The organism is Bradyrhizobium sp. INPA03-11B, assembly GCF_040446015.1.
Lineage (GTDB): Bacteria > Pseudomonadota > Alphaproteobacteria > Rhizobiales > Xanthobacteraceae > Bradyrhizobium > Bradyrhizobium macuxiense_A.
Genome location: NZ_JASGSR010000030.1, coordinates 1 through 18,212 on the forward strand (window position 1 = coordinate 1; position 18,212 = coordinate 18,212).

At 64.4% G+C, this 18,212-nt stretch carries 16 protein-coding genes and 2 pseudogenes; 9 read left to right on the forward strand and 9 right to left on the reverse strand.

Annotation, left to right across the window (positions count from 1 at the left end; translation table 11 throughout):
* Positions 1-76 precede the first annotated feature (76 nt).
* Positions 77-496, reverse strand: a pseudogene (locus QMZ05_RS15080) (glutathione S-transferase N-terminal domain-containing protein); the annotation flags it as partial.
* Between the two features lie 98 nt (positions 497-594).
* Between QMZ05_RS15080 and QMZ05_RS15085 the strand changes: the two are divergent.
* Positions 595-1,617, forward strand: coding sequence for a methionine synthase (locus QMZ05_RS15085; RefSeq protein WP_353701467.1), 1,023 nt, complete (start codon positions 595-597; stop codon positions 1,615-1,617).
* A gap of 16 nt (positions 1,618-1,633) precedes the next feature.
* On the opposite strand, the gene QMZ05_RS15090 is transcribed toward QMZ05_RS15085, so the two are convergent.
* From QMZ05_RS15090 to QMZ05_RS15100, 3 genes are all read right to left on the reverse strand, one after another.
* Positions 1,634-2,257: a hypothetical protein gene (locus QMZ05_RS15090; RefSeq protein ID WP_353701468.1), complete on the reverse strand. Its 624-nt coding sequence runs from the start codon at positions 2,255-2,257 to the stop codon at positions 1,634-1,636.
* A 106-nt stretch (positions 2,258-2,363) separates the two neighbouring features.
* The gene (gpt, locus tag QMZ05_RS15095; protein WP_353701469.1) at positions 2,364-2,891 is read right to left on the reverse strand and encodes a xanthine phosphoribosyltransferase; all 528 of its coding nucleotides are present in this window, start codon (positions 2,889-2,891) and stop codon (positions 2,364-2,366) included.
* A 6-nt stretch (positions 2,892-2,897) separates the two neighbouring features.
* Positions 2,898-3,650 (reverse strand): molybdopterin-binding protein, encoded by a 753-nt coding sequence (locus QMZ05_RS15100; RefSeq protein ID WP_353701470.1) that lies wholly within the window; start codon positions 3,648-3,650, stop codon positions 2,898-2,900.
* A 237-nt stretch (positions 3,651-3,887) separates the two neighbouring features.
* Between QMZ05_RS15100 and QMZ05_RS15105 the strand changes: the two genes are divergently transcribed.
* The 4 genes from QMZ05_RS15105 to QMZ05_RS15120 all read left to right on the forward strand — a co-directional run bounded on the left by QMZ05_RS15105 (position 3,888) and on the right by QMZ05_RS15120 (position 7,890).
* Positions 3,888-5,306, forward strand: coding sequence for a circularly permuted type 2 ATP-grasp protein (locus tag QMZ05_RS15105; RefSeq protein ID WP_076858580.1), 1,419 nt, complete (start codon positions 3,888-3,890; stop codon positions 5,304-5,306).
* 8 nt (positions 5,307-5,314) lie between these two features.
* Entirely contained in the window at positions 5,315-6,259 is a 945-nt protein-coding gene (locus QMZ05_RS15110; RefSeq protein WP_353701471.1) for an alpha-E domain-containing protein, read from the forward strand.
* A 207-nt stretch (positions 6,260-6,466) separates the two neighbouring features.
* Complete coding sequence (locus QMZ05_RS15115; RefSeq protein WP_353701472.1) at positions 6,467-7,309, forward strand: transglutaminase family protein; 843 nt, start codon at positions 6,467-6,469, stop codon at positions 7,307-7,309.
* A 155-nt stretch (positions 7,310-7,464) separates the two neighbouring features.
* Positions 7,465-7,890, forward strand: coding sequence for a carboxymuconolactone decarboxylase family protein (locus QMZ05_RS15120; protein ID WP_353701473.1), 426 nt, complete (start codon positions 7,465-7,467; stop codon positions 7,888-7,890).
* Between the two features lie 21 nt (positions 7,891-7,911).
* On the opposite strand, the gene QMZ05_RS15125 is transcribed toward QMZ05_RS15120, so the two are convergent.
* Genes QMZ05_RS15125 through pdhA form a run of 3 tightly spaced genes read right to left on the reverse strand, consistent with a single transcriptional unit; the run spans position 7,912 to position 11,100 of the window.
* On the reverse strand, positions 7,912-9,009 hold the full coding sequence (locus QMZ05_RS15125; protein WP_353701474.1) for a dihydrolipoamide acetyltransferase family protein: 1,098 nt from the start codon (positions 9,007-9,009) through the stop codon (positions 7,912-7,914).
* Positions 9,010-9,029: 20 nt separating this feature from the next.
* On the reverse strand, positions 9,030-10,010 hold the full coding sequence (locus tag QMZ05_RS15130) for an alpha-ketoacid dehydrogenase subunit beta (RefSeq protein ID WP_353701475.1): 981 nt from the start codon (positions 10,008-10,010) through the stop codon (positions 9,030-9,032).
* Positions 10,003-11,100 carry a pyruvate dehydrogenase (acetyl-transferring) E1 component subunit alpha gene (gene pdhA, locus QMZ05_RS15135; RefSeq protein WP_353701476.1) on the reverse strand — a complete coding sequence of 366 codons (1,098 nt, stop codon included), beginning with the start codon at positions 11,098-11,100 and terminating at the stop codon, positions 10,003-10,005. The genes QMZ05_RS15130 and pdhA overlap by 8 nt, the downstream gene beginning before the upstream one ends.
* A gap of 715 nt (positions 11,101-11,815) precedes the next feature.
* Here pdhA and QMZ05_RS15140 point away from each other — a divergent pair.
* A complete protein-coding gene (locus QMZ05_RS15140; protein WP_353701477.1) occupies positions 11,816-12,109 on the forward strand; it encodes a GYD domain-containing protein in 294 nt (97 codons plus the stop codon).
* Between the two features lie 175 nt (positions 12,110-12,284).
* Here QMZ05_RS15140 and QMZ05_RS15145 read toward each other — a convergent pair whose 3' ends face one another.
* Entirely contained in the window at positions 12,285-13,895 is a 1,611-nt protein-coding gene (locus QMZ05_RS15145; protein WP_353701478.1) for an ABC transporter substrate-binding protein, read from the reverse strand.
* A gap of 301 nt (positions 13,896-14,196) precedes the next feature.
* On the opposite strand from QMZ05_RS15145, the gene QMZ05_RS15150 reads away from it, so the two are divergent.
* Entirely contained in the window at positions 14,197-14,958 is a 762-nt protein-coding gene (locus QMZ05_RS15150) for a proteasome-type protease (RefSeq protein WP_050422298.1), read from the forward strand.
* Positions 14,959-14,972: 14 nt separating this feature from the next.
* Entirely contained in the window at positions 14,973-15,734 is a 762-nt protein-coding gene (locus QMZ05_RS15155) for an SDR family oxidoreductase (protein WP_353701479.1), read from the forward strand.
* Between the two features lie 204 nt (positions 15,735-15,938).
* Here QMZ05_RS15155 and QMZ05_RS15160 read toward each other — a convergent pair whose 3' ends face one another.
* The gene (locus tag QMZ05_RS15160; RefSeq protein ID WP_353701480.1) at positions 15,939-17,162 is read right to left on the reverse strand and encodes an MFS transporter; all 1,224 of its coding nucleotides are present in this window, start codon (positions 17,160-17,162) and stop codon (positions 15,939-15,941) included.
* 116 nt (positions 17,163-17,278) lie between these two features.
* Here QMZ05_RS15160 and QMZ05_RS15165 point away from each other — a divergent pair.
* A pseudogene (locus QMZ05_RS15165) lies at positions 17,279-18,190 on the forward strand (nucleoside transporter C-terminal domain-containing protein); the annotation flags it as partial.
* Between the last annotated feature and the right edge of the window lie 22 nt (positions 18,191-18,212).

The following is an 18,212-nucleotide window of genomic DNA, read 5'->3' on the forward strand; positions in this document are numbered from 1 at the left end:
CCCAAGACTGCCTCCCAAAAGAAGCCTTGAATCTGATTTGCTCTCAAAAGGGAATCCTTAGAGTCCACACCACCTAGAGCCTCGCCGTCTCGTCGCGGTAGCGCTCGATCGCATAGGGAATCTTCTCGGCCGCATAGAGCGCGAAATGGCCATGCTGGCCAAGCATCGGCCCGAGGCCGCCCATCTGCCACATCACCCATTGGATGACGTTCGACCGCGCGCGCAGCTCCCTGGACAGGAAACGGCCGGCCTTGTCGGCGAGATAGATCAGGATCGCGCCGGTCTCGAACACCGAGAATGGCCCGCCGCCGTCGGCGGGCGCATGGTCGACGATCGCGGGAATCCGGTTGTTCGGACTGATCGCCAGGAATTCCGGCCTAAACTGCTCGCCGGCGCGGATGTTCACCGGGATCACCGTGTACGGTAGCCCCAGTTCCTCCAGCATGATCGAGATCTTCCAGCCATTCGGCGTCGGCGCGTAGTGCAGGTCGATCATCGGCGTCTATTCCCCATCACAAAGACTTTTGTTGTTCTGTACGTCCACTCTAGGACATGGCACACAGGCGCTCAATCAGAACCCATCGGGAGGCACCCATGCTGTTTCCAACCACGATCGCAGGCTCGCTGCCGAAGCCGGAATGGCTCGCGGAGCCGAACATGCTGTGGGCACCCTGGAAGTCCGAAGGCGCCGAGCTCGCCCGCGCCAAGCGCGACGCCACGGTGCTTGCGGTCAAGCTGCAGGAGGATGCCGGCGTCGACATCGTCACCGAGGGCGAGCAGGCGCGCCAGCATTTCGTGCACGGTTTCCTGGAGCGGATCGAGGGTATCGATTTCGCCCACAAGGTCGAGATGGGCATCCGCAAGGATCGCTATAAGGCGATGGTGCCGCAGGTGGTCGCGCCGCTGCAGCTCAAGGGCCGCGTCCACGAGGGGGAGGCACGCGCGGCGCGCGCCCACACCAAGAACCGGCTGAAATTCACCCTGCCCGGCCCGATGACGATCATCGATACCATCGCCGACCAATATTATGGCGACCGCGTCAAGATGGCGTTCGCCTTCGCGGAGCTGTTGAACCAGGAAGCCAAGGCGCTGCAGGCCGACGGCGTCGACATGATCCAGTTCGACGAGCCTGCCTTCAACGTCTACATGGACCAGGTGCGCGACTGGGGCATCAAGGCGCTGGAGCGCGCCGCCGAGGGCCTGACCTGCGCTACCGCCGTGCACATCTGCTACGGCTACGGCATCAAGGCCAACACCGACTGGAAAGAGACGCTCGGCGGCGAATGGCGGCAGTATGAAGAGACCTTCCCCGTCATCGACAAGAGCACAATCCAGCAGGTCGCGATCGAATGTCGCAATTCGAAGGTGCCGATCGAGCTGCTCGCCGCACTCCCCGGCAAGATCGTGCAGGCCGGCGTGATCGACGTTGCCAGCGACGAGGTCGAGACCGCCGAGGATGTCGTCAAGGTGATCGAGGCGGTCGCCAAGCACGTGCCGAAGGGCAACATCATCGCGACCACCAATTGCGGCATGGCGCCGATGCGCCGCGACATCGCCGAAGCCAAGCTGATTGCGCTCGGCGCGGGCGCAAAGCTGGCGCGGCAGCGGCTGGCGTAAGCTCAGCTCCGGCGGCTCAGCCGAGCGTGGCCGCCGCGCTCGGATGCAGCACCGGCCGATAGCCGGATTGAAACGCGCGGACCGTCGACGGCGGCGTCAGCAGCATCGCGGGCGTGATCACGTCGGCCCGCTCGTAGCCTGCGAACGACCAGCGCAGCGTCTTGCCTCCTGCAACGAGATAGCTTTCCCTGTTTGCCTGCACCATCGTCCCGTCGGGCAACGCGTCAATCGGCAGCGGCAGCGGATGCAGCCGCTTCTTCCGGCGATCGAGCCGTTCGGCGTGCAGCACCGCATCCATCGCCTTGGCGCTGAGATCGCTCGTGCCGTTGCCTTGCTCCCAGGCAGCGCGAAACCGGTTGGCGTCGTCGCGGCGGCAGTAAAAGCAGGGCCGATGCCCGGCCGCGAAGGCCGTGGCCTCATCGAGGAAGAACAGCTCGGTCCAGCTCTGCCGGCGCATCACCTCGCGCCGCCGCCCCCTGAACTCGCAGACGCAGGTGAGCCATGCCGGCGACGACCAGCGCTTGTTCAAAAGCGTCCGGGTCGCGGGATCGTGGATGATGCCGCGATTGCCGGTGAAGGTGCCGCGATGTTCGGTAGCGACGATATCGCCTGATGGAGTGACGCGGTTTTGCAGGGGCATGTCACAGCTCTAACCACGATCGTCATTGCGAGCGCAGCGAAGCAATCCATCGTACCGCATATGCGGAGGCATGGATTGCTTCGCTGCGCTCGCAATGACGGCTACCTCACGCCGCCCCATCCCGGATCGGCGGCTGGAACGACAGCGCAGTGTCCCAGGGAAAGAAGATCCAGGTGTCCTGCGACACCTCGGTGATGTAGGTGTCGACCAGCGGGCGTCCCTTGGGCTTGGCGTAGACGGTTGCGAAATGCGCGTCGGGAAGCAGCTCGCGCACCAACCTGCCGGTCTTGCCGGTGTCGACGAGGTCGTCGACAATCAAAAGCCCCTTGCCGGTGCCGCCGCCGAGCTTGGCAGTCTGCTCCGAAATGCCCTTGAGCACCTTCAGGTCGCCCTGCTTGTCATGGTCGTAGCTGGCGACGCAGACGGTATCGATGACCCGCAAGCCGAGCTCGCGCGCCACGATCGCCGCCGGCACCAGCCCGCCGCGGGTGATCGCGATCACCGCATGGAACGGGCCGACTTCATTGAGGCGCCAGGTCAGCGCCCGGCAGTCCCGGTGGAATTGATCCCACGAGACCGGGAACGGCCTGCCGGCACGATCCTGCGCACTCGGTTCAGAGTTTCGTTCAACCATGTTGCTTCAACCCGCCGGCTTCTTCTGCGCGGCCTGCACATGCTTCAGCATCTCCTTCACCGCGGCCATCGCCGCGGCGAGTTTCTCGGGATCGCGTGAGCGGACCACCAGATTGGTGTTCGGCTTCTGGTTCTCGTCCTGGAACGGATAGCTGCCGATGATGGTGTCGGGATTGGCTTCCGCGATCGCCCGCAGCGGGCCACCGATGTCGCCCTCCCTTGCGTCGGCGCGGACCGAGTCCGAAAGCATCCGCACGCCGGATTTAAGGGTCGGCGCCACGATGTCCATCATCGCCTGCATGATGGTGGGGATGCCGGCCATCACGATGACATTGCCGAGCTTGAAGCCGGGCGCCAGGATGGTCGCGCTCTGGATCAGCTCGGCGCCGTCGGGCACCCGGGCCATCCGCAGCCGCGCCTCGTTAAGGTCCTGCTCGCTCCAGCGCTCCCTGAACCGCGCCACCACGTCCGGATGATGGTGGATATCGACCCCGAACGCCTTTGCGACGCTGTCGGCGGTGATGTCGTCATGGGTCGGCCCGATGCCGCCTGTCGTGAACACGTAGGTGTACCTATGCCGCAGCGCATCAAGGGCGGAAATGATGTCGGCCTCGTCGTCGGCGACGACACGGACCTCCTTCAGGTCGATGCCGATATTGGTCAGGTATTCGGCGATGAAGCCGATGTTCTTGTCCTTGGTCCGGCCGGACAGGATCTCGTCGCCGATCACCAATATCCCCGCCGTGACGATCTCGCTCATGGTCTCATTCCCTAACACTTGCCCTAACTTGATCCCCTGACATTGCCGATCCAATGCCTTGATGTCACGGGGTTTTGCCGCCGAATTAAGCAGACCTCAGCCGGTTTTTCGGGCAGGCCTTCCTGGCTATCCCTAGCAAATGCCACACGCCAATGCATATCGCGCTGGCCCGCCCCTTGCTACCATCCCATCAAGTCATGCACTGTGTCACATGGCTTGGGAGGGCAGTCGGGATATATGGCAGTCGCGTTCGATGAGATGAACGGCCTCGGCGAGGATCTCCGCCCGGCCTACCAGGAGCTCTCCCGCTGGCTCAAAGAGACGCCGCCGGATGCGCTCGAATATCGGCGCCAGGAAGCGGAGCTCTTGTTCCGCCGGATCGGCATCACCTTCGCGGTCTACGGCGATTCCGAGGCCCAGGAACGGCTGATCCCGTTCGACGTCATCCCGCGCATCATGTCCGCGACCGAGTGGACGCTGCTGGAGAAGGGCCTGAAGCAGCGCGTGCTCGCGCTCAACATGTTCCTCAAGGACATCTATCACGGCCGCGACATCCTGCGCGCCAACATCATCCCCGAAGACCTGATCTTCCAGAATCCGGTATTCCGGCCGGAGATGAACGGCCAGGACGTGCCGCACGACATTTACGTCCACATTGCCGGCATCGACATCATCCGCACCGATCCGGACAATTTCATCGTGCTGGAGGACAATGCGCGCACGCCGTCCGGCGTCTCCTACATGCTGGAAAACCGCGAGATCATGATGCGGCTGTTTCCGGACCTGTTTTCGCGCCACCGCGTCGCGCCGGTCGAACGCTATCCGGACGAGCTGTTGTCGGCGCTGCGGTCGGTGGCGCCGCACAACGCTTCCGCCGAGCCGACGGTCGCGCTGATGACGCCCGGCGTCTACAACTCAGCCTATTACGAGCACTCGTTCCTGGCCGACAAGCTCGGCATCGAGTTGGTCGAGGGGCGCGACCTCATCGTCAAGAACGACGAGGTGTTCATGCGCACCACCGAAGGGCTGAAGCGGGTCGACGTGATCTACCGCCGCGTCGACGACGACTTCCTCGATCCCCTCACCTTCCGGCCGGATTCCGCGCTCGGCGTCCCCGGCCTGATGTCGGCCTATGCGGCCGGCAACATCACGCTCGCCAACGCGGTCGGCACCGGCATCGCCGACGACAAGGCGATCTATTCCTACATGCCTGACATCGTAAAATTCTATCTCAGCGAGGAGCCGATCCTGAAGAACGTGCAGACCTGGCGCTGCCGCGAGCCGCAGGATTTGTCCTACGTGCTCGACAACCTCGCCGACCTCGTGGTCAAGGAGGTGCACGGCTCGGGCGGCTACGGCATGCTGATCGGCCCCGCCGCCACCAAGGCGACCATCGAGGCGTTCCGCGACAAGCTCAAGCGCGAGCCGGAAGGCTTCATCGCCCAGCCGACATTGGCGCTCTCGACCTGCCCGACCTGCACCGACAAGGGCCTCGCGCCGCGCCATGTCGACCTCCGCCCGTTCGTTCTGACCGGCTCCAGCCACACCACCATCGTGCCCGGCGGACTAACCCGGGTGGCGCTGAAGGAGGGCTCGCTCGTGGTCAATTCGAGCCAGGGCGGCGGCACCAAGGACACCTGGATACTGAGCGAGTAGTTGAAAGCATGCTGTCACGCACCGCTGAAAACCTGTTCTGGCTGGCCCGTTACGTCGAACGCGCCGAATATCTGGCGCGCACGATCGACGCCACGCTCCGCGTCACCGCGCTGCCCGCGGCCTATGTCGGCAAGACCAATGAGTGGGACTCCGCACTGCTCACCGCCGGCGTCGGCGCCGCCTTCTACGACCATTACGAAGAAGCCAACGAGCGAAACGTCGTCGAGTACCTCTCCTTCTCGGACGCAAACCCCGCCTCGATCAAGAACTGCATCGAGGCGGCACGGCTCAATTCGCGCTCGGTACGAACCGCGCTGACCTCGGAGATGTGGGACACCATCAATTCGGCGTGGATCGAGCTGCAGGCGGTCTGGAACAAGGGGCCCGCCAACCGCGAGGAGCTGGCCAAATTCCTGCGCTTCGTGCAGGAGACCTCGCTGCGCTTCGACGGCTCGGCCTACCGGACCATGCTGCGCAACGACGCCTACTGGTTCTCGCGGCTCGGCGTGCATCTCGAGCGCGCCGACAACACCGCGCGGATCCTCGACGTGAAGTATCACATGCTGTTGCCCGAGGAAGAGCACGTCGGCGGTCCGCTGGATTACTACCAGTGGACCTCGATCCTGCGCTCGGTGTCGGCGACAACGGCCTATCACTGGGTCTACCGGGAAACCCTGAAACCCTGGCTGATCGCCGACCTCCTCATCCTCAACGACACGCTGCCGCGCTCGCTCGCCAGCTGCTACAGCAATCTGGTACGCAATCTGGACCAGATCGGCGTCGCCTATGGCCGCCAGGGCGCCTCCCAGCGCCACGCCCGCGGCATCAGGAACCGGCTCGAGCACAGCCATATGGACGATATCTTCCAGCACGGCGTGCACGAATTCATCCAGGAATTCATCGCGGATAACTCAAGGCTGGGTGAGATCATCACCAAGCAGTACCTGATCTAGAGGAAAAGAAATCGGCGCCGTCCGCGGGCACTGTCTTTACCTCTCCCGAAGGGAGAGGTCGGATCGCGTTTTGCGATCCGGGTGAGGGAGTTCGGTCTATCGAGGGACCTTGACCCCTCACCCGAATTGCTTCGCAATTCGACCTCTCCCCATGGGAGAGGTAAAATCCCGTTGCGGCCAGCTCTGATCTGACCTACTGGAACGCACATGCGCCTGCGGATAGCCCACACCACCACCTATCGCTACGAGCCGGCGGCCTCGGGCGTGATCCAGATTCTGCGGATGACGCCTAGCAGCCATGACGGCCAGTATGTCGCGGACTGGCAGATCGACGTCTCGACCGATTCCAGACTCGATACCCATGAGGACGCGTTCGGCAACGTCACCCACGTGCTGACGCATGGTTCGATCAGCGACCTCACCATCCATTGCGAGGGCCTGGTCGAGACCCAGGACACCGGCGGGGTGCTGAAGGGCAGCGACGAGCGGTTTCCGCCCAGCCTGTTCCTGCGTGCCACGCCGCTGACCGACCTCAACCCGGCGATGACGAGTCTCGTGCGCGAGCTGCGCGCTGAGGCAGGTAGCGACGTGCTCGGCTTCCTGCACGCGCTGATGGTGCAGATCTACGAGCACATGACCTTCGACGAGGACCCGACCAACAGCGCCACCTCTGCCTCCGAGGCGTTCGCGCTGAAGCGCGGCGTCTGCCAGGACTACGCGCACATCCTGATCGCCTCCGCACGCGCCGGCGGCGTTCCGGCGCGGTTCGTCTCCGGCCACTTCCTGCGCTCCGACGGAATGGTCAACCAGCAGGCCGGCCACGCCTGGGCCGAGGCCTTCGTGCCCGACCTCGGCTGGGTCGGCTTCGACGCCGCCAACGGCATCTGCACCACCGACGCCCATGCCCGCGTCGCGATCGGCCTCGACTATCTCGGCGCCGCCCCGGTCCGCGGCACCCGCTATGGCGGCGGCAACGAGACGCTGACGGTCGCGGTCAAGGTCGATCAGGCCGGACGTCCCGGTCAGTGGCAGAGCCAGACGCAGTCGTAGGCTGCACTCTCTCGGCGCCCGTCATTGCGAGCGCAGCGAAGCAATCCATCTGGCCGTGTGCCGAGGCATGGATTGCTTCGTCGCTTCGCTCCTCGCAATGACGGCCAAGGTGCTATGATCGCTGTCACCTCACATCCGAACCATCGGGACACACCATGGCGACCGTCAAATTGCTTTCCGACGACGAACTCACAGCCGAGGCGCGTGCCGTCTTCGACGACATCCGCAAGACGCGAAATTCGGACTTCATCAACAATTTCTGGCGCGCGCTCGCGCATGATCCGAAGACGCTGCGGCGGACCTGGGAGGGCATCAAGGAGGTGATGGCGCCGGGTGCGCTCGACCCGAAGGTCAAGGAAATGCTCTACGTCGCGGTCTCGGTGGCGCATGGCTGCAGCTACTGCATTCACTCCCACACCGCGGCCGCCCGCGCCAAGGGCATGACAGACGCCGAGTACCAGGAAATGCTGGCGATCGTCGGCATGGCGGCCGAGACCAACCGGCTGGTTACCGCGCTCGGGGTGCCGGTGGACGAGGCGTTCCTGGTCGATGCACCGGCCGGGCGAAGCCTGGAGTCGTGAGGCTGTCGCGAACGAGCGACGTCACGAAACGCGCTCGACGTCGGATTTGAGGACAACCAGGAAACGGGCCGCTTCGCCGCCCGTCACCACCCGATGGTCGAAGGTCAGCGATAGCGGCAGCGTGCGCCGGACCGCAACCTCTCCCCGAAGCGCGACCACGCGCTCCGATATGCGCCCGGCGCCGACGATCGCCGTCTGCGGCGGCACGATGATGAGATTGGCAAACCGGCCTCCGATCATGCCGAAATTCGACAACGTGATCGTCGCACCGCGCAGCTCTTCCGGGGGTATCGCACGTGCGATTGCGTCGGCTCGCAGACGGTCCAGTCCAGCCCGCAGGTCCGATACGCTCCGTTCCGCGACGTTGCGCAGCACGGGAACGATCAGGCCGCCGCCGGTGTCGACGGCGATGCCGAGATCGATGCGCTCGATCAAGCGCCGTTCTCCCGCGCCGGAATGATACCAGGCATTGAGCGCGGGCTCTGCCTTGCAGGCAGCGGCGATCGCCCGCGCCAGGCGGATCGTCACATCCTCGCCCTGCCGCCACTCGTGGATATCAGCTTCATCGGTGACCGTTGCCGGGACGATTTCCGCGTGCGCTGCCGTCATGCGTTGGGCCATCGCGCGGCGCAAGCCGCGCAGCGGCTCGGCGGGTCCGCCGTGAGACATCCGCTTCGCCGCCCGCTCGACATCGGCCCGCGTAATGGTGCCGCCGGGCCCCGTCGCCTCCACGAGATCGAGCGCGACGTCAAGCTTGCGCGCGAGCGCCCGCACTGCCGGAAACACGTGAGCTCCCCGCGCGCTCGGCGCCGAAGCCGTTGCTGCCGCCGGCCGTTGCTCGCCGGTGCCGAGCTCGCCCACAATCGTGCCGGTGTCCTGCCCGGCGTCCTCGGCAAACTCCACGAGCGGCGCGCCGACCTTCATGATATCGCCCTTGGTACCGAACAGGCGCGCGATCCGTCCGCTCGACGGCGCCGGTATCTCGACCACCGCCTTGTCGGTCTCGACCGAAACGAGCGGCTGATCGGTCACGACGTGATCGCCCTCGTTGACGTACCAGGTGACGATCTCCGCTTCTTCAAGACCTTCACCAAGGTCCGGCAACGTGAACTGGCGCATGGCACGAGGTCCGTTGGTGTTCAGTTGTACTGGCACGCCTTTCGGGCTGCGGTCACAATGCGTCCGACCGACGGCATGTAGCGTTGCTCGAGGCGGGCCATCGGAATGACCGTGTCGTAACCAGTGACACGGGTCACGGGTGCGAGCAGCGAGGATAGTCCGCGCTCGGCAATCAGGGCTGCGATCTCGGCGCCAAATCCGCCGGTGTGCGCGGCTTCGTGCACGATGACGCAGCGCCCGGTCTTTGCGACCGAACCGAGCACGGTGTTTTCATCGTAGGGCTTGAGCGTGGCGAGGTCGATAACCTCGGCAGCGATGCCCTCGTCGGCGAGTGCGTCCGCCGCGGCCATCGTTTCCTTCAGCATCGCGCCCCAGCTGATCAGCGTGACGTCGCGACCCTCACGCAGGATAAAGGCGGCATCCAGCGGCAAGGCTTCGCCGTTGTCTTCCACCTCGCCTTTCGCCGCGCGGTACAACCGCGTCGGCTCCAGGAACACCACCGGATCTGGATCGCGGATCGCTGCGAGGAGAAGTCCATAGGCGCGCTCGGGCGACGAAGGCATGACGACACGCAAGCCCGGAATGTGGGCGAGCATCGCCTCGGTGCTTTCGGAATGATGCTCGGGCGCGCGAATGCCGGCACCATGCGGCGTGCGCAGGACCATCGGACAGCTGAGCCGTCCCTGGGTACGGTTGCGCATCCGTGATGCGTGATTCACCAGCTGATCGAGACAGGGATAAATGAATCCCATGAACTGGATTTCGCCGACGGGCTTCAATCCCTGCGCGGCCATGCCGACGCAGAGTCCGCTGATCAGGAGTTCGGCAAGCGGTGTATCGAGGACGCGCTCCGGACCGAAGCGCTCCTGCAAGCCGACGGTCGCGCGGAAGACGCCGCCATTGACGCCGACATCCTCGCCGAGCACGACCACATCAGGATCATCCGCCATGGCGCGGCCGAGAGCCAGATTGATGGCTTCGACCAACGTGACTTCAGGCATCGTCCTCTCCCGCGAGTTCGCGGCGCTGCCCGGCATAGGTCTCGGGCAATTCGGCATAGAGGTTGTCGAACATGGTTTCCGCTCGGCGCGACGGCGTCTTTAGATAGCGCTCCACCGCCGCCTCGATGCTCTCATGGCACTCGGCGGCAAGCTGCTCCTCGTCGGCCTTGGTCCACATCTTCCGGCCGACGAGATAGGACCTGAGCCGTGCGACCGGCTCTTCCTTCCAGTGCGCCTGCACTGCATCGGCCGCACGATAGCGCGATGCATCATCGGAAGTTGTGTGATCGCCGAGCCGGTAGGTCACCGCTTCGATGAAGTGAGGGCCCTTGCCGTCGCGGGCAGCGGCAATGGCCTCCTCGGCGGCGGCACGCATCGCCACCACGTCACTTCCGTCCACCTGTTCGCCGCTGAACCCTGCGGCGATGGCCTTCTGCGCCAGCGTCTCGGCCCCCGTCTGCAGCCGCAGCGGCACCGATATGGCCCATTGATTGTTGGTGGCGACGAACACGAGCGGCAGTTTGTGAACGCCGGCGAAATTCATGGCCTCGTAAACGTCGCCTTTCGAGGTCGCGCCATCGCCGAACAGGCAGACGGCCACGCGCGGCTCCTTGCGCAGCTTCAGGGCATAGGCAACACCGGCGGCGTGCGGTGCCTGTGATCCGACGGGAACGCAGAACGGGAAATCGTGGCGCGGACCGGAGAAGTGATTGCCTCGTTCATCGCCGCCCCAAAACAGCAGGATCTCCTCCGGCTTGACGCCACGCCAGAGCAGCGCGCCGTTGTCGCGATAGGAGGGCAGCAGAACGTCATCTTCCCGCATCGCACTCGCGATGCCGACCGACACCGCCTCCTGGCCGAGCGAAACGGCATAGGTTCCAAGTCTACCGGTGCGCTGCAACGCAACAGCCTTTCGGTCAAACAGGCGCAACAGCACCATCGACCGGTAAAGTTCAACGAGCAGTCGGGCATCTGTAGCGAAGGCCGGAAGCGGCCGGTCTATCGAGCCGTCGGGCGCGAGATAATTGCGGCGGCGCACCTCAAAACGCGCAATGACGGGGAGCTCTTCGTTCGCTCTTTTGCTGGCCACGCGCTCACTCCTAGAGCGGTTCTGCCTCCCACCTTTAGCTATTTGGTGTTCGAGCCGCGACGATGCAATACCGCGGCTGCTTCTCTCTCGGTGCGCGCGTCGATGGCTGAATCGCGCGGACGATCGACGGGATCGGTGGAAACAGCGCCGCGATAGCGGTATATGAGAGCATGGCAAATGGTCAGGTAGTCCTCGTAACAACTGAGCCGTTGGACGGCGCCCCGCCGGTTCGCTCGGTTTTCTTCGTGGCCGAAGGAGACGCGGCAAAGGCTGCGGCAATCATCGCGCAAATGATGGCCCCGAATGAAAGGGTCGAAGCCTGGGGGCCGCTTCCCGAAGCGGCTGTCAAAGCCCTCGGATTGAAACCCGGTGACTATACCCACAGCTGACTTGCATCAGATGGCAGATCTCGACGCAGCGCTCTCGCTTGCGCGAATTTCGAGTAATCGCCGAGCCTCGCCACGGCGTTTCCGATCACAACGCTGGGAGCCCTCTTTCTCGAACAAGCGACGTGGCGTAATCTGCAGCGAGTTGCCCTTTGAGACGGGACGGGCCGACGTCGCCGTTTGAAGGAATGGGCAGCGGTCAGGCCGTCGGCAGGCATCTCAGTCTGAAAGCAGCGCCTGCCTTATGTGGCGCTCCCTCAACTTCAACATGAAGCAGGTTGGCCTGCCGCACCCGCGGCAGACAAGGGGAACAACCCTTGGAGGACGACATGGCGACATTCATCGTGAGGATCGACTGGACCGACCAGGGAATTCGTAGCGTCAAGGACGCTCCCAAGCGCAGCAGAGCGGCGAAAGAACTCGCCCAGAAGCTCGGCGTCGAAATCAAGGAGGTCTATCTCACCTCCGGCGAGCATGACATCCTTCTCCTTGCCGAAGCGCCTCTCGGCGACAACATCACGAAGCTCGCGCTTGCGCTCAGCTCGCAGGGAAACATACGGACTTGCACCTCACGGGCCTGGCCCGAGGCCGAATGGACCAAGCTGATATCCGAGCTCCCGTAGCTGCTTCGGATATCCCGATGGATCGCTACGCGGTCTGACTGACGGGTGCCGTCGCAAACTTGACACCCGACGAAGGATTACGTGCGCGCGCAAGAAGCCGCCCGCACTTGGTCGCGTGAAGGAACGAAGCGTACAAGGGCGACGGCGCACGCCGTCGCCAACGGAGCAGGATGCGTTATTTATCCAGCCAGACGTCCTCAAAACGCAGATTGTTGTACTGGCTGTTGTCGTGCGGATGAAAGTTCTTCACGTAGGGCTGCCAGCAATTGCCGGCCGATGAGTGCAGGATGACCGGCCGCGCGGCCTCGTCGACCAACAAGCGCTCGATGTCGAACACGATCTTGCGGCGCTTGTCCTTGTCGACCTCGCGCGACTGCGCGGCGAGCAATCTGTCGACCTCGGCATTGCAATACTGGGTGTAGTTGCGCTCGGAGCTGCAGGAATAGTTCTCGACCAGATTGCCGTCGGGATCGTCGACGCTGACGCCGGTGACGTTGAGGCCGATCGTGTAATCCTTGCGCTGCAGCCGCGAGTACCAGCGCGGCGTATCCAGGATATCGAGCTCGGCGACGATGTAGATCTTCTTGAGCTGGTCGGCGAGGATCACCGCCGGGTCGCGATAGGTCGGCAAATTGCGGGTCTGGATCTTGATCGACAGCGGCTTGGCGTCGCTGTAGCCGAGCTTCTGCATGATCGCCTGCGCATCCGCGAGGTTCTTCTCGGTGTCGGGGCCGTAGCCCATCAGCGTCGAGAGGATCTCGGGCGGCATGCCCCACTCGCCTTCCGGCTTGGCCTGCATCGCGCCGCCGAGCCGTCCCGTGCCCTCGAACAGGATGCTGTTGAAGGCCTTGCGATCCAGCGCCAGCGACATCGCCTTGCGAATATCGGGATTGTCGAACGGCGGATTGACGCGGTTGACCAGGAGATTGATCTGCAGATTGGTCGACGTCATCTCGCAGATCGCATTCGGCGCCCGCGCCTTGACGTCCTTCATCAGGGGAATGCTGACGTCGGACGGAAAGGTGATGTCATAGTCGCCGGTCGCGAACGCCAGCATGCGCGTGGCACGGCTGTCGATCGAGCGCACCGTGATCTCATCGAGATACGGCCGGTCCTTCTTGAAGTAGTCGGGGTTGCGAACCAGACGGATCGAATCGCCGCGCCGGAACTCGACGAATTTGAACGGCCCGGTGCCAACAGGCTTGGTGCGCATCACCTGCTGCGGCACGTGGCAGGGATAGACCACCGAGAAGGCGCTGGCGAGCAGCGCCAGCAGGCCGGGCTGCGGTTCTGTCAGCTCGAAGGTCGCTTCATCGTCGCCGTTGATGCTGACGTCTTTGAGCTTCGAGTACCAGACCTTGCGCGGATTGCGCTTGAAGTCTTGTGTTTTGGAGTCTTGCGTCTCGCTCTTGCCGATCAGCATCCGCCAGGTGCACTGCACGTCCTTGGCCGTGAACGGCTGGCCGTCATGCCATTTCACGCCGCGATGCAGCTTGAAAGTGAGTTTCGTGTTGGTTGGGTCCCACGACCAGCTCTCGGCAAGATCGGGGATCACGGTATCGATGCTTTCGTGCGTCTTGGCCGGATCGAACACCACGAGGTTGTTGAAGACCGCCGCGAACGGCATCACCGAGGCGATGGTGGACTCCTCGAGCAGCGAGGTCGAAGGCGGATTGTCGTTGTGATAGAGCCGCAGCGTGCCGCCCCTTTTCTGCGCCGATGCGGGGCTCGCCGCCATCGCCGCGATGCCCAAAGCCACAACGCATGCGGCCAGTTTGAACGACATTCTCGCCTCCCGGAATTCTTGTTGTTGTCGGTTGCGGCCAGTCGATCACAAGGCCAGGTGCCTCGCAATGACAGCGGGCGCGGATCATTGCCGGATGCGTGCAACGCAGAGCGGGACCGAGCCCACAAGTCCGGACAGCCGATGGCTGGAACAGATGCCGACGGGCGAACTCTGCGATCGGGCCCCTCCCCTTTTTTGACCGGCTGCCGCATGTCCCGTCACGGGGAATTAGGGTTGGATGCGACCTCGAAATTGGCTACACGTTTGGCGCCGAGAAACTCGGACCGTTTGAGGGCTGGAAATGACCTATTGCTGCGGAATTCTGGTGCGCGACGGCCTCGTCATGATAGCCGATACCCGCACCAATGCCGGCCTCGACAACGTCTCGACCTTCCGCAAGCTGCACATCTTCGAAAAGCCCGGCGAGCGCATCATGGCGATTGCCAGCGCCGGCAATCTCGCGATCAGCCAGTCGGTGCTCTCGACCCTGACCGAGGGCATGGAAGACCCGCACACCGGCGAGCTCGAGACGCTGATGAACGCGCCGACCATGTTCCAGGCGGCGCAGCGGATCGGCCGTGCCATCCGCTCGGTGCACGCCACCGAGGGTGAGGCGCTGCGTTCGGAAGACATCTCGTTCGACGTGTCGTTCCTGTTCGGCGGCCAGATCAAGGGCTCGCGGATGCGCCTGTTCATGGTCTACACCGCGGGCAATTTCATCGAGTGCACCACCGACACGCCCTATTTGCAGATCGGCGAGCACAAATACGGCAAGCCGGTGCTCGACCGCGCCATGCACTATGATGTCGAGCTCTACGAGGCGCTGAAGACCGGGCTGATCTCGATGGATTCGACGATGCGCTCCAACCTCGGCGTCGGCCTGCCGATCGACGTCCTGGTGGTGCGCGCCGACGTCTGCGAGGCCGACCTCAATCATCGCATCGAGGCCGGCGAGCCCTACTTCCACGATTTGCGCTCGCGCTGGTCGGCGGCGCTGCGCGCCGCGCACCAGAACATTCCACGTCCACCCTACAAGAACGAAACCGAAGCAAAAACCAAGTAAGAGGAAACTGAGAGATGACCGAGGCAGCCAGCAAGATCGCACTCGTGACCGGCGCCGGCACCGGCGTTGGACGCGCCGCGTCGCTCGCTTTGATGGACAAGGGCTACACCGTGGTGCTCGTCGGACGCCGCCTGGAGATGCTGGAAGAGACCGCCAAGCTCGGTCCCGCCGGCAAGAGCCTGTGCATCACCGCCGACATGGCCAACCCGGCTGCGATCGCCGCGCTGTTCGACAAGGTGAAGGCGACCTACGGCCGGCTCGACGTGCTCTTCAACAATGCCGGCATGGGCGCGCCGCCGGTCAATTTCGAGGATCTGCCGCTCGAGCAGTGGCAGGCTGTCGTCAATACCAACCTCACCGCGCCGTTCCTGTGCACCCAGCACGCCTTCCGCATCATGAAGGACCAGACGCCGCGCGGCGGCCGCATCATCAACAACGGCTCGATCTCGGCGCATGCGCCGCGGCCGTTCTCGGCGGCCTACACCTCGACCAAGCACGCCATCACCGGCCTCACCAAGTCCTCCAACCTCGACGGCCGGATGTATGACATCGCGGTCGGCCAGGTCGATATCGGCAACGCCGCGACCCCGATGACCGATCGCATGGTCAACGGCCCCGGCGTGCTGCAGCCCGACGGCACCACCAAGCACGAGCCGCGCATGGATGCGAAGGCGGTCGGCGACGCCGTCGCCTACATGGCCGGCCTGCCGCTCGACGCCAACGTGCTGTTCATGACGGTCATGGCGACCAAGATGCCGTTCGTGGGGCGGGGCTAGGCTCGATCTACTCCCTCGCCCCGCGCTCTTGTCCGCCGAAGGCCGCCTTCGGGCGAAGGCGGATGTGGGGAGAGGGCTGGGGTGAGGGGCTGCATCCGCGAGCGAGCCGAGCAACGAGACCTGTACCCCCTCACCCGGATCGCATTCCGCTTCGCTACATGCGATCCGACCTCTCCCCGCAAGCGGGGCGAGGTAAAGGAACCTCTACTCCAGCTTCTCGACATCCCGCAGCGTCGGGAACAGCTTCATCCAGAGCAGCGCGACCGCGACCGTCGCAACGCCGCCGAGCACGGCTGACGGCACGGTGCCGAGCAGCGCGGCGGTGACGCCGCTCTCGAACTGGCCGAGCTGGTTCGAGGCGTTGATGAACAGGAAATTCACCGCGCCGACGCGGCCGCGCATCTCGTCGGGGGTGGCGAGTTGCACCAGCGAGAAGCGGATCACGACACTGATCGTGTCGGCCGCGCCGAGCACCGCGAGCGCCAGCGCCGACAGCCACATCCAGTGCGACAGCGCGAACGCCACCGTCGCCACGCCGAACACGATCACCGCCTGGAACATCCGCATGCCGACGCGGCGGTTGATGGTGTGCCGCGCCAGCACCATCGTCATCAACAGCGCGCCGACCGCGGGCGCCGCGCGCAAAATGCCGAGCCCGAGCGGGCCGGTTTGCAGGATGTCGCGCGCATAGATCGGCAGCAGCGCGGTGACGCCGCCGAACAGCACCGCGAACAGATCGAGCGAGATGGTGCCGAGGATCGCCGGATTGCTGCGCACGAAAGTGACGCCGGCAAACAAATCGTCCGACACCTCGCCGTTCGTCGGCGCCGCCTGCTGCAACCGGCCGATGCCGCCGGTCAGCAGCGCGCCGAGCAGCCAGAACACCATCATGATGCCGTAGGGCGCGCTCGGCATCAGTGCATAGGCGAAGCCGCCGAGCGCGGGTCCGGTGATGGTCGCGACCTGCGCCGCGCCGCTCGAGATCGCGGTCGCCCGCTGCAGCGAGCCTTGCGGCGAAATCAGCGGCAACAGCGCTGATGTCGCCGGGCTCTCGAACGCGCCGGCGATGCCGAGCACGAAGGTCGCGACGAAGATCTGGATCTCGGAGATGGTGCCGGCAAATGTGCTTCCGGCGAGAAACAATGCGGTCAGCGCTTCCGCGACCTGACAGGCCTGCACCACGCGCTTGCGCTCGAAGCGGTCGGCGGCGTGACCGGCGACGAACACCAACAGAGCGGTCGGCAGGAACTGGACCAGGCCGACCATGCCGAGGTCGAACGCGCTGCCGGTCAGGTCATAGATCTGCCAGCCGATCGCGACCGCGCCGATCTGGCTGGAGAAGCGCGACAGGCTGCGCGACGACAGGAAGAACAGGAACGGTCTGTGGCCGAGCAGATCGCGGGCGCCGGCCGGCGTGGCGGAAGACATGCATGATTGCGTGGCCGAGCGCCTGCAACTTGTCAATGGATTCGAGACGAACGCGCAACAGCATTGCGCTGCGCGGGGCCCCCACCCATAATCGCGTGAGGGTTCTTGGGGGCGTGATGCTGCAGTTGCAATCGGCGTTCGGCGTGGTGGCGTTGCTCGTGATCGCCTGGGCGTTGAGCGAGAATCGCCTGTTAGTGTCGCTGCGGCAGGCGGCAATAGGGCTCGCGGTCACCGTCGTCACCGCGCTGGTGCTGATCAAGGTGCCGCTGGTGACGCAGGCCTTCGGCGCGATCAACGATGCCGTCGGCACCATCGCCGCCGCAACGCGCGCCGGCACCGCCTTCGTGTTCGGTTATGTCGGCGGCGGCCCGGCGCCGTTCGATCCCAAGGCACCGGGTTCGGATTTCATCCTCGCCTTCCAGGCGCTGCCGATCGTGCTGGTCATGAGCGTGCTGACGACGCTGCTGTTCTATTGGCGCGTGCTGCCGCCCGTGGTGCGCGGCATGGCCTGGATCCTGGAGCGCACGCTCGGCGTCGGCGGCGCGGTCGGGCTCTCGACCGCCGCCAACATCTTTCTCGGCATGGTGGAAGCCCCGCTGTTCATCCGCCCTTATCTCGCGCAACTGACGCGCAGCGAATTGTTTCTGGTGATGACCGGCGGCATGGCCGGGATCGCCGGCACCGTTCTGGTGCTCTATGCCACGCTGCTGGCACCGCTGATCCCGGATGCACCCGCGCATTTCGTCATCGCCTCAGTGCTCGGCGCGCCGGCGGCGATCCTGGTCAGCCTGATCATGATCCCGGAGACAACAGACAAACGCACCGGCGGGTCGCTCGACGATCCCGATATCCATGTGTCGTCGACGATGGACGCCATTGTGAAGGGCACCGCCGCGGGGCTCGAACTGCTGATGAACATCATCGCGATGCTGCTGGTGCTGGTCGCGCTGGTGTATCTGGCGAATGCGATCATCGGCCTGCTGCCGGAGATCGGCGGCGCGAAGATCTCGCTGCAGCGGCTGCTCGGCTAAAGCCAAAGCCGTACTGGGA

Coding starts and splice junctions, on each gene's coding strand:
- QMZ05_RS15085 (WP_353701467.1), top strand. CDS start 595: ATGCTGTTTCCAACCACGATCGCAGGCTCGCTGCCGAAGCCGGAATGG.
- QMZ05_RS15090 (WP_353701468.1), bottom strand. CDS start 2,257: ATGCCCCTGCAAAACCGCGTCACTCCATCAGGCGATATCGTCGCTACC.
- gpt (WP_353701469.1), bottom strand. CDS start 2,891: ATGGTTGAACGAAACTCTGAACCGAGTGCGCAGGATCGTGCCGGCAGG.
- QMZ05_RS15100 (WP_353701470.1), bottom strand. CDS start 3,650: ATGAGCGAGATCGTCACGGCGGGGATATTGGTGATCGGCGACGAGATC.
- QMZ05_RS15105 (WP_076858580.1), top strand. CDS start 3,888: ATGGCAGTCGCGTTCGATGAGATGAACGGCCTCGGCGAGGATCTCCGC.
- QMZ05_RS15110 (WP_353701471.1), top strand. CDS start 5,315: ATGCTGTCACGCACCGCTGAAAACCTGTTCTGGCTGGCCCGTTACGTC.
- QMZ05_RS15115 (WP_353701472.1), top strand. CDS start 6,467: ATGCGCCTGCGGATAGCCCACACCACCACCTATCGCTACGAGCCGGCG.
- QMZ05_RS15120 (WP_353701473.1), top strand. CDS start 7,465: ATGGCGACCGTCAAATTGCTTTCCGACGACGAACTCACAGCCGAGGCG.
- QMZ05_RS15125 (WP_353701474.1), bottom strand. CDS start 9,009: ATGCGCCAGTTCACGTTGCCGGACCTTGGTGAAGGTCTTGAAGAAGCG.
- QMZ05_RS15130 (WP_353701475.1), bottom strand. CDS start 10,010: ATGCCTGAAGTCACGTTGGTCGAAGCCATCAATCTGGCTCTCGGCCGC.
- QMZ05_RS15140 (WP_353701477.1), top strand. CDS start 11,816: ATGGCGACATTCATCGTGAGGATCGACTGGACCGACCAGGGAATTCGT.
- QMZ05_RS15145 (WP_353701478.1), bottom strand. CDS start 13,895: ATGTCGTTCAAACTGGCCGCATGCGTTGTGGCTTTGGGCATCGCGGCG.
- QMZ05_RS15150 (WP_050422298.1), top strand. CDS start 14,197: ATGACCTATTGCTGCGGAATTCTGGTGCGCGACGGCCTCGTCATGATA.
- QMZ05_RS15155 (WP_353701479.1), top strand. CDS start 14,973: ATGACCGAGGCAGCCAGCAAGATCGCACTCGTGACCGGCGCCGGCACC.
- QMZ05_RS15160 (WP_353701480.1), bottom strand. CDS start 17,162: ATGTCTTCCGCCACGCCGGCCGGCGCCCGCGATCTGCTCGGCCACAGA.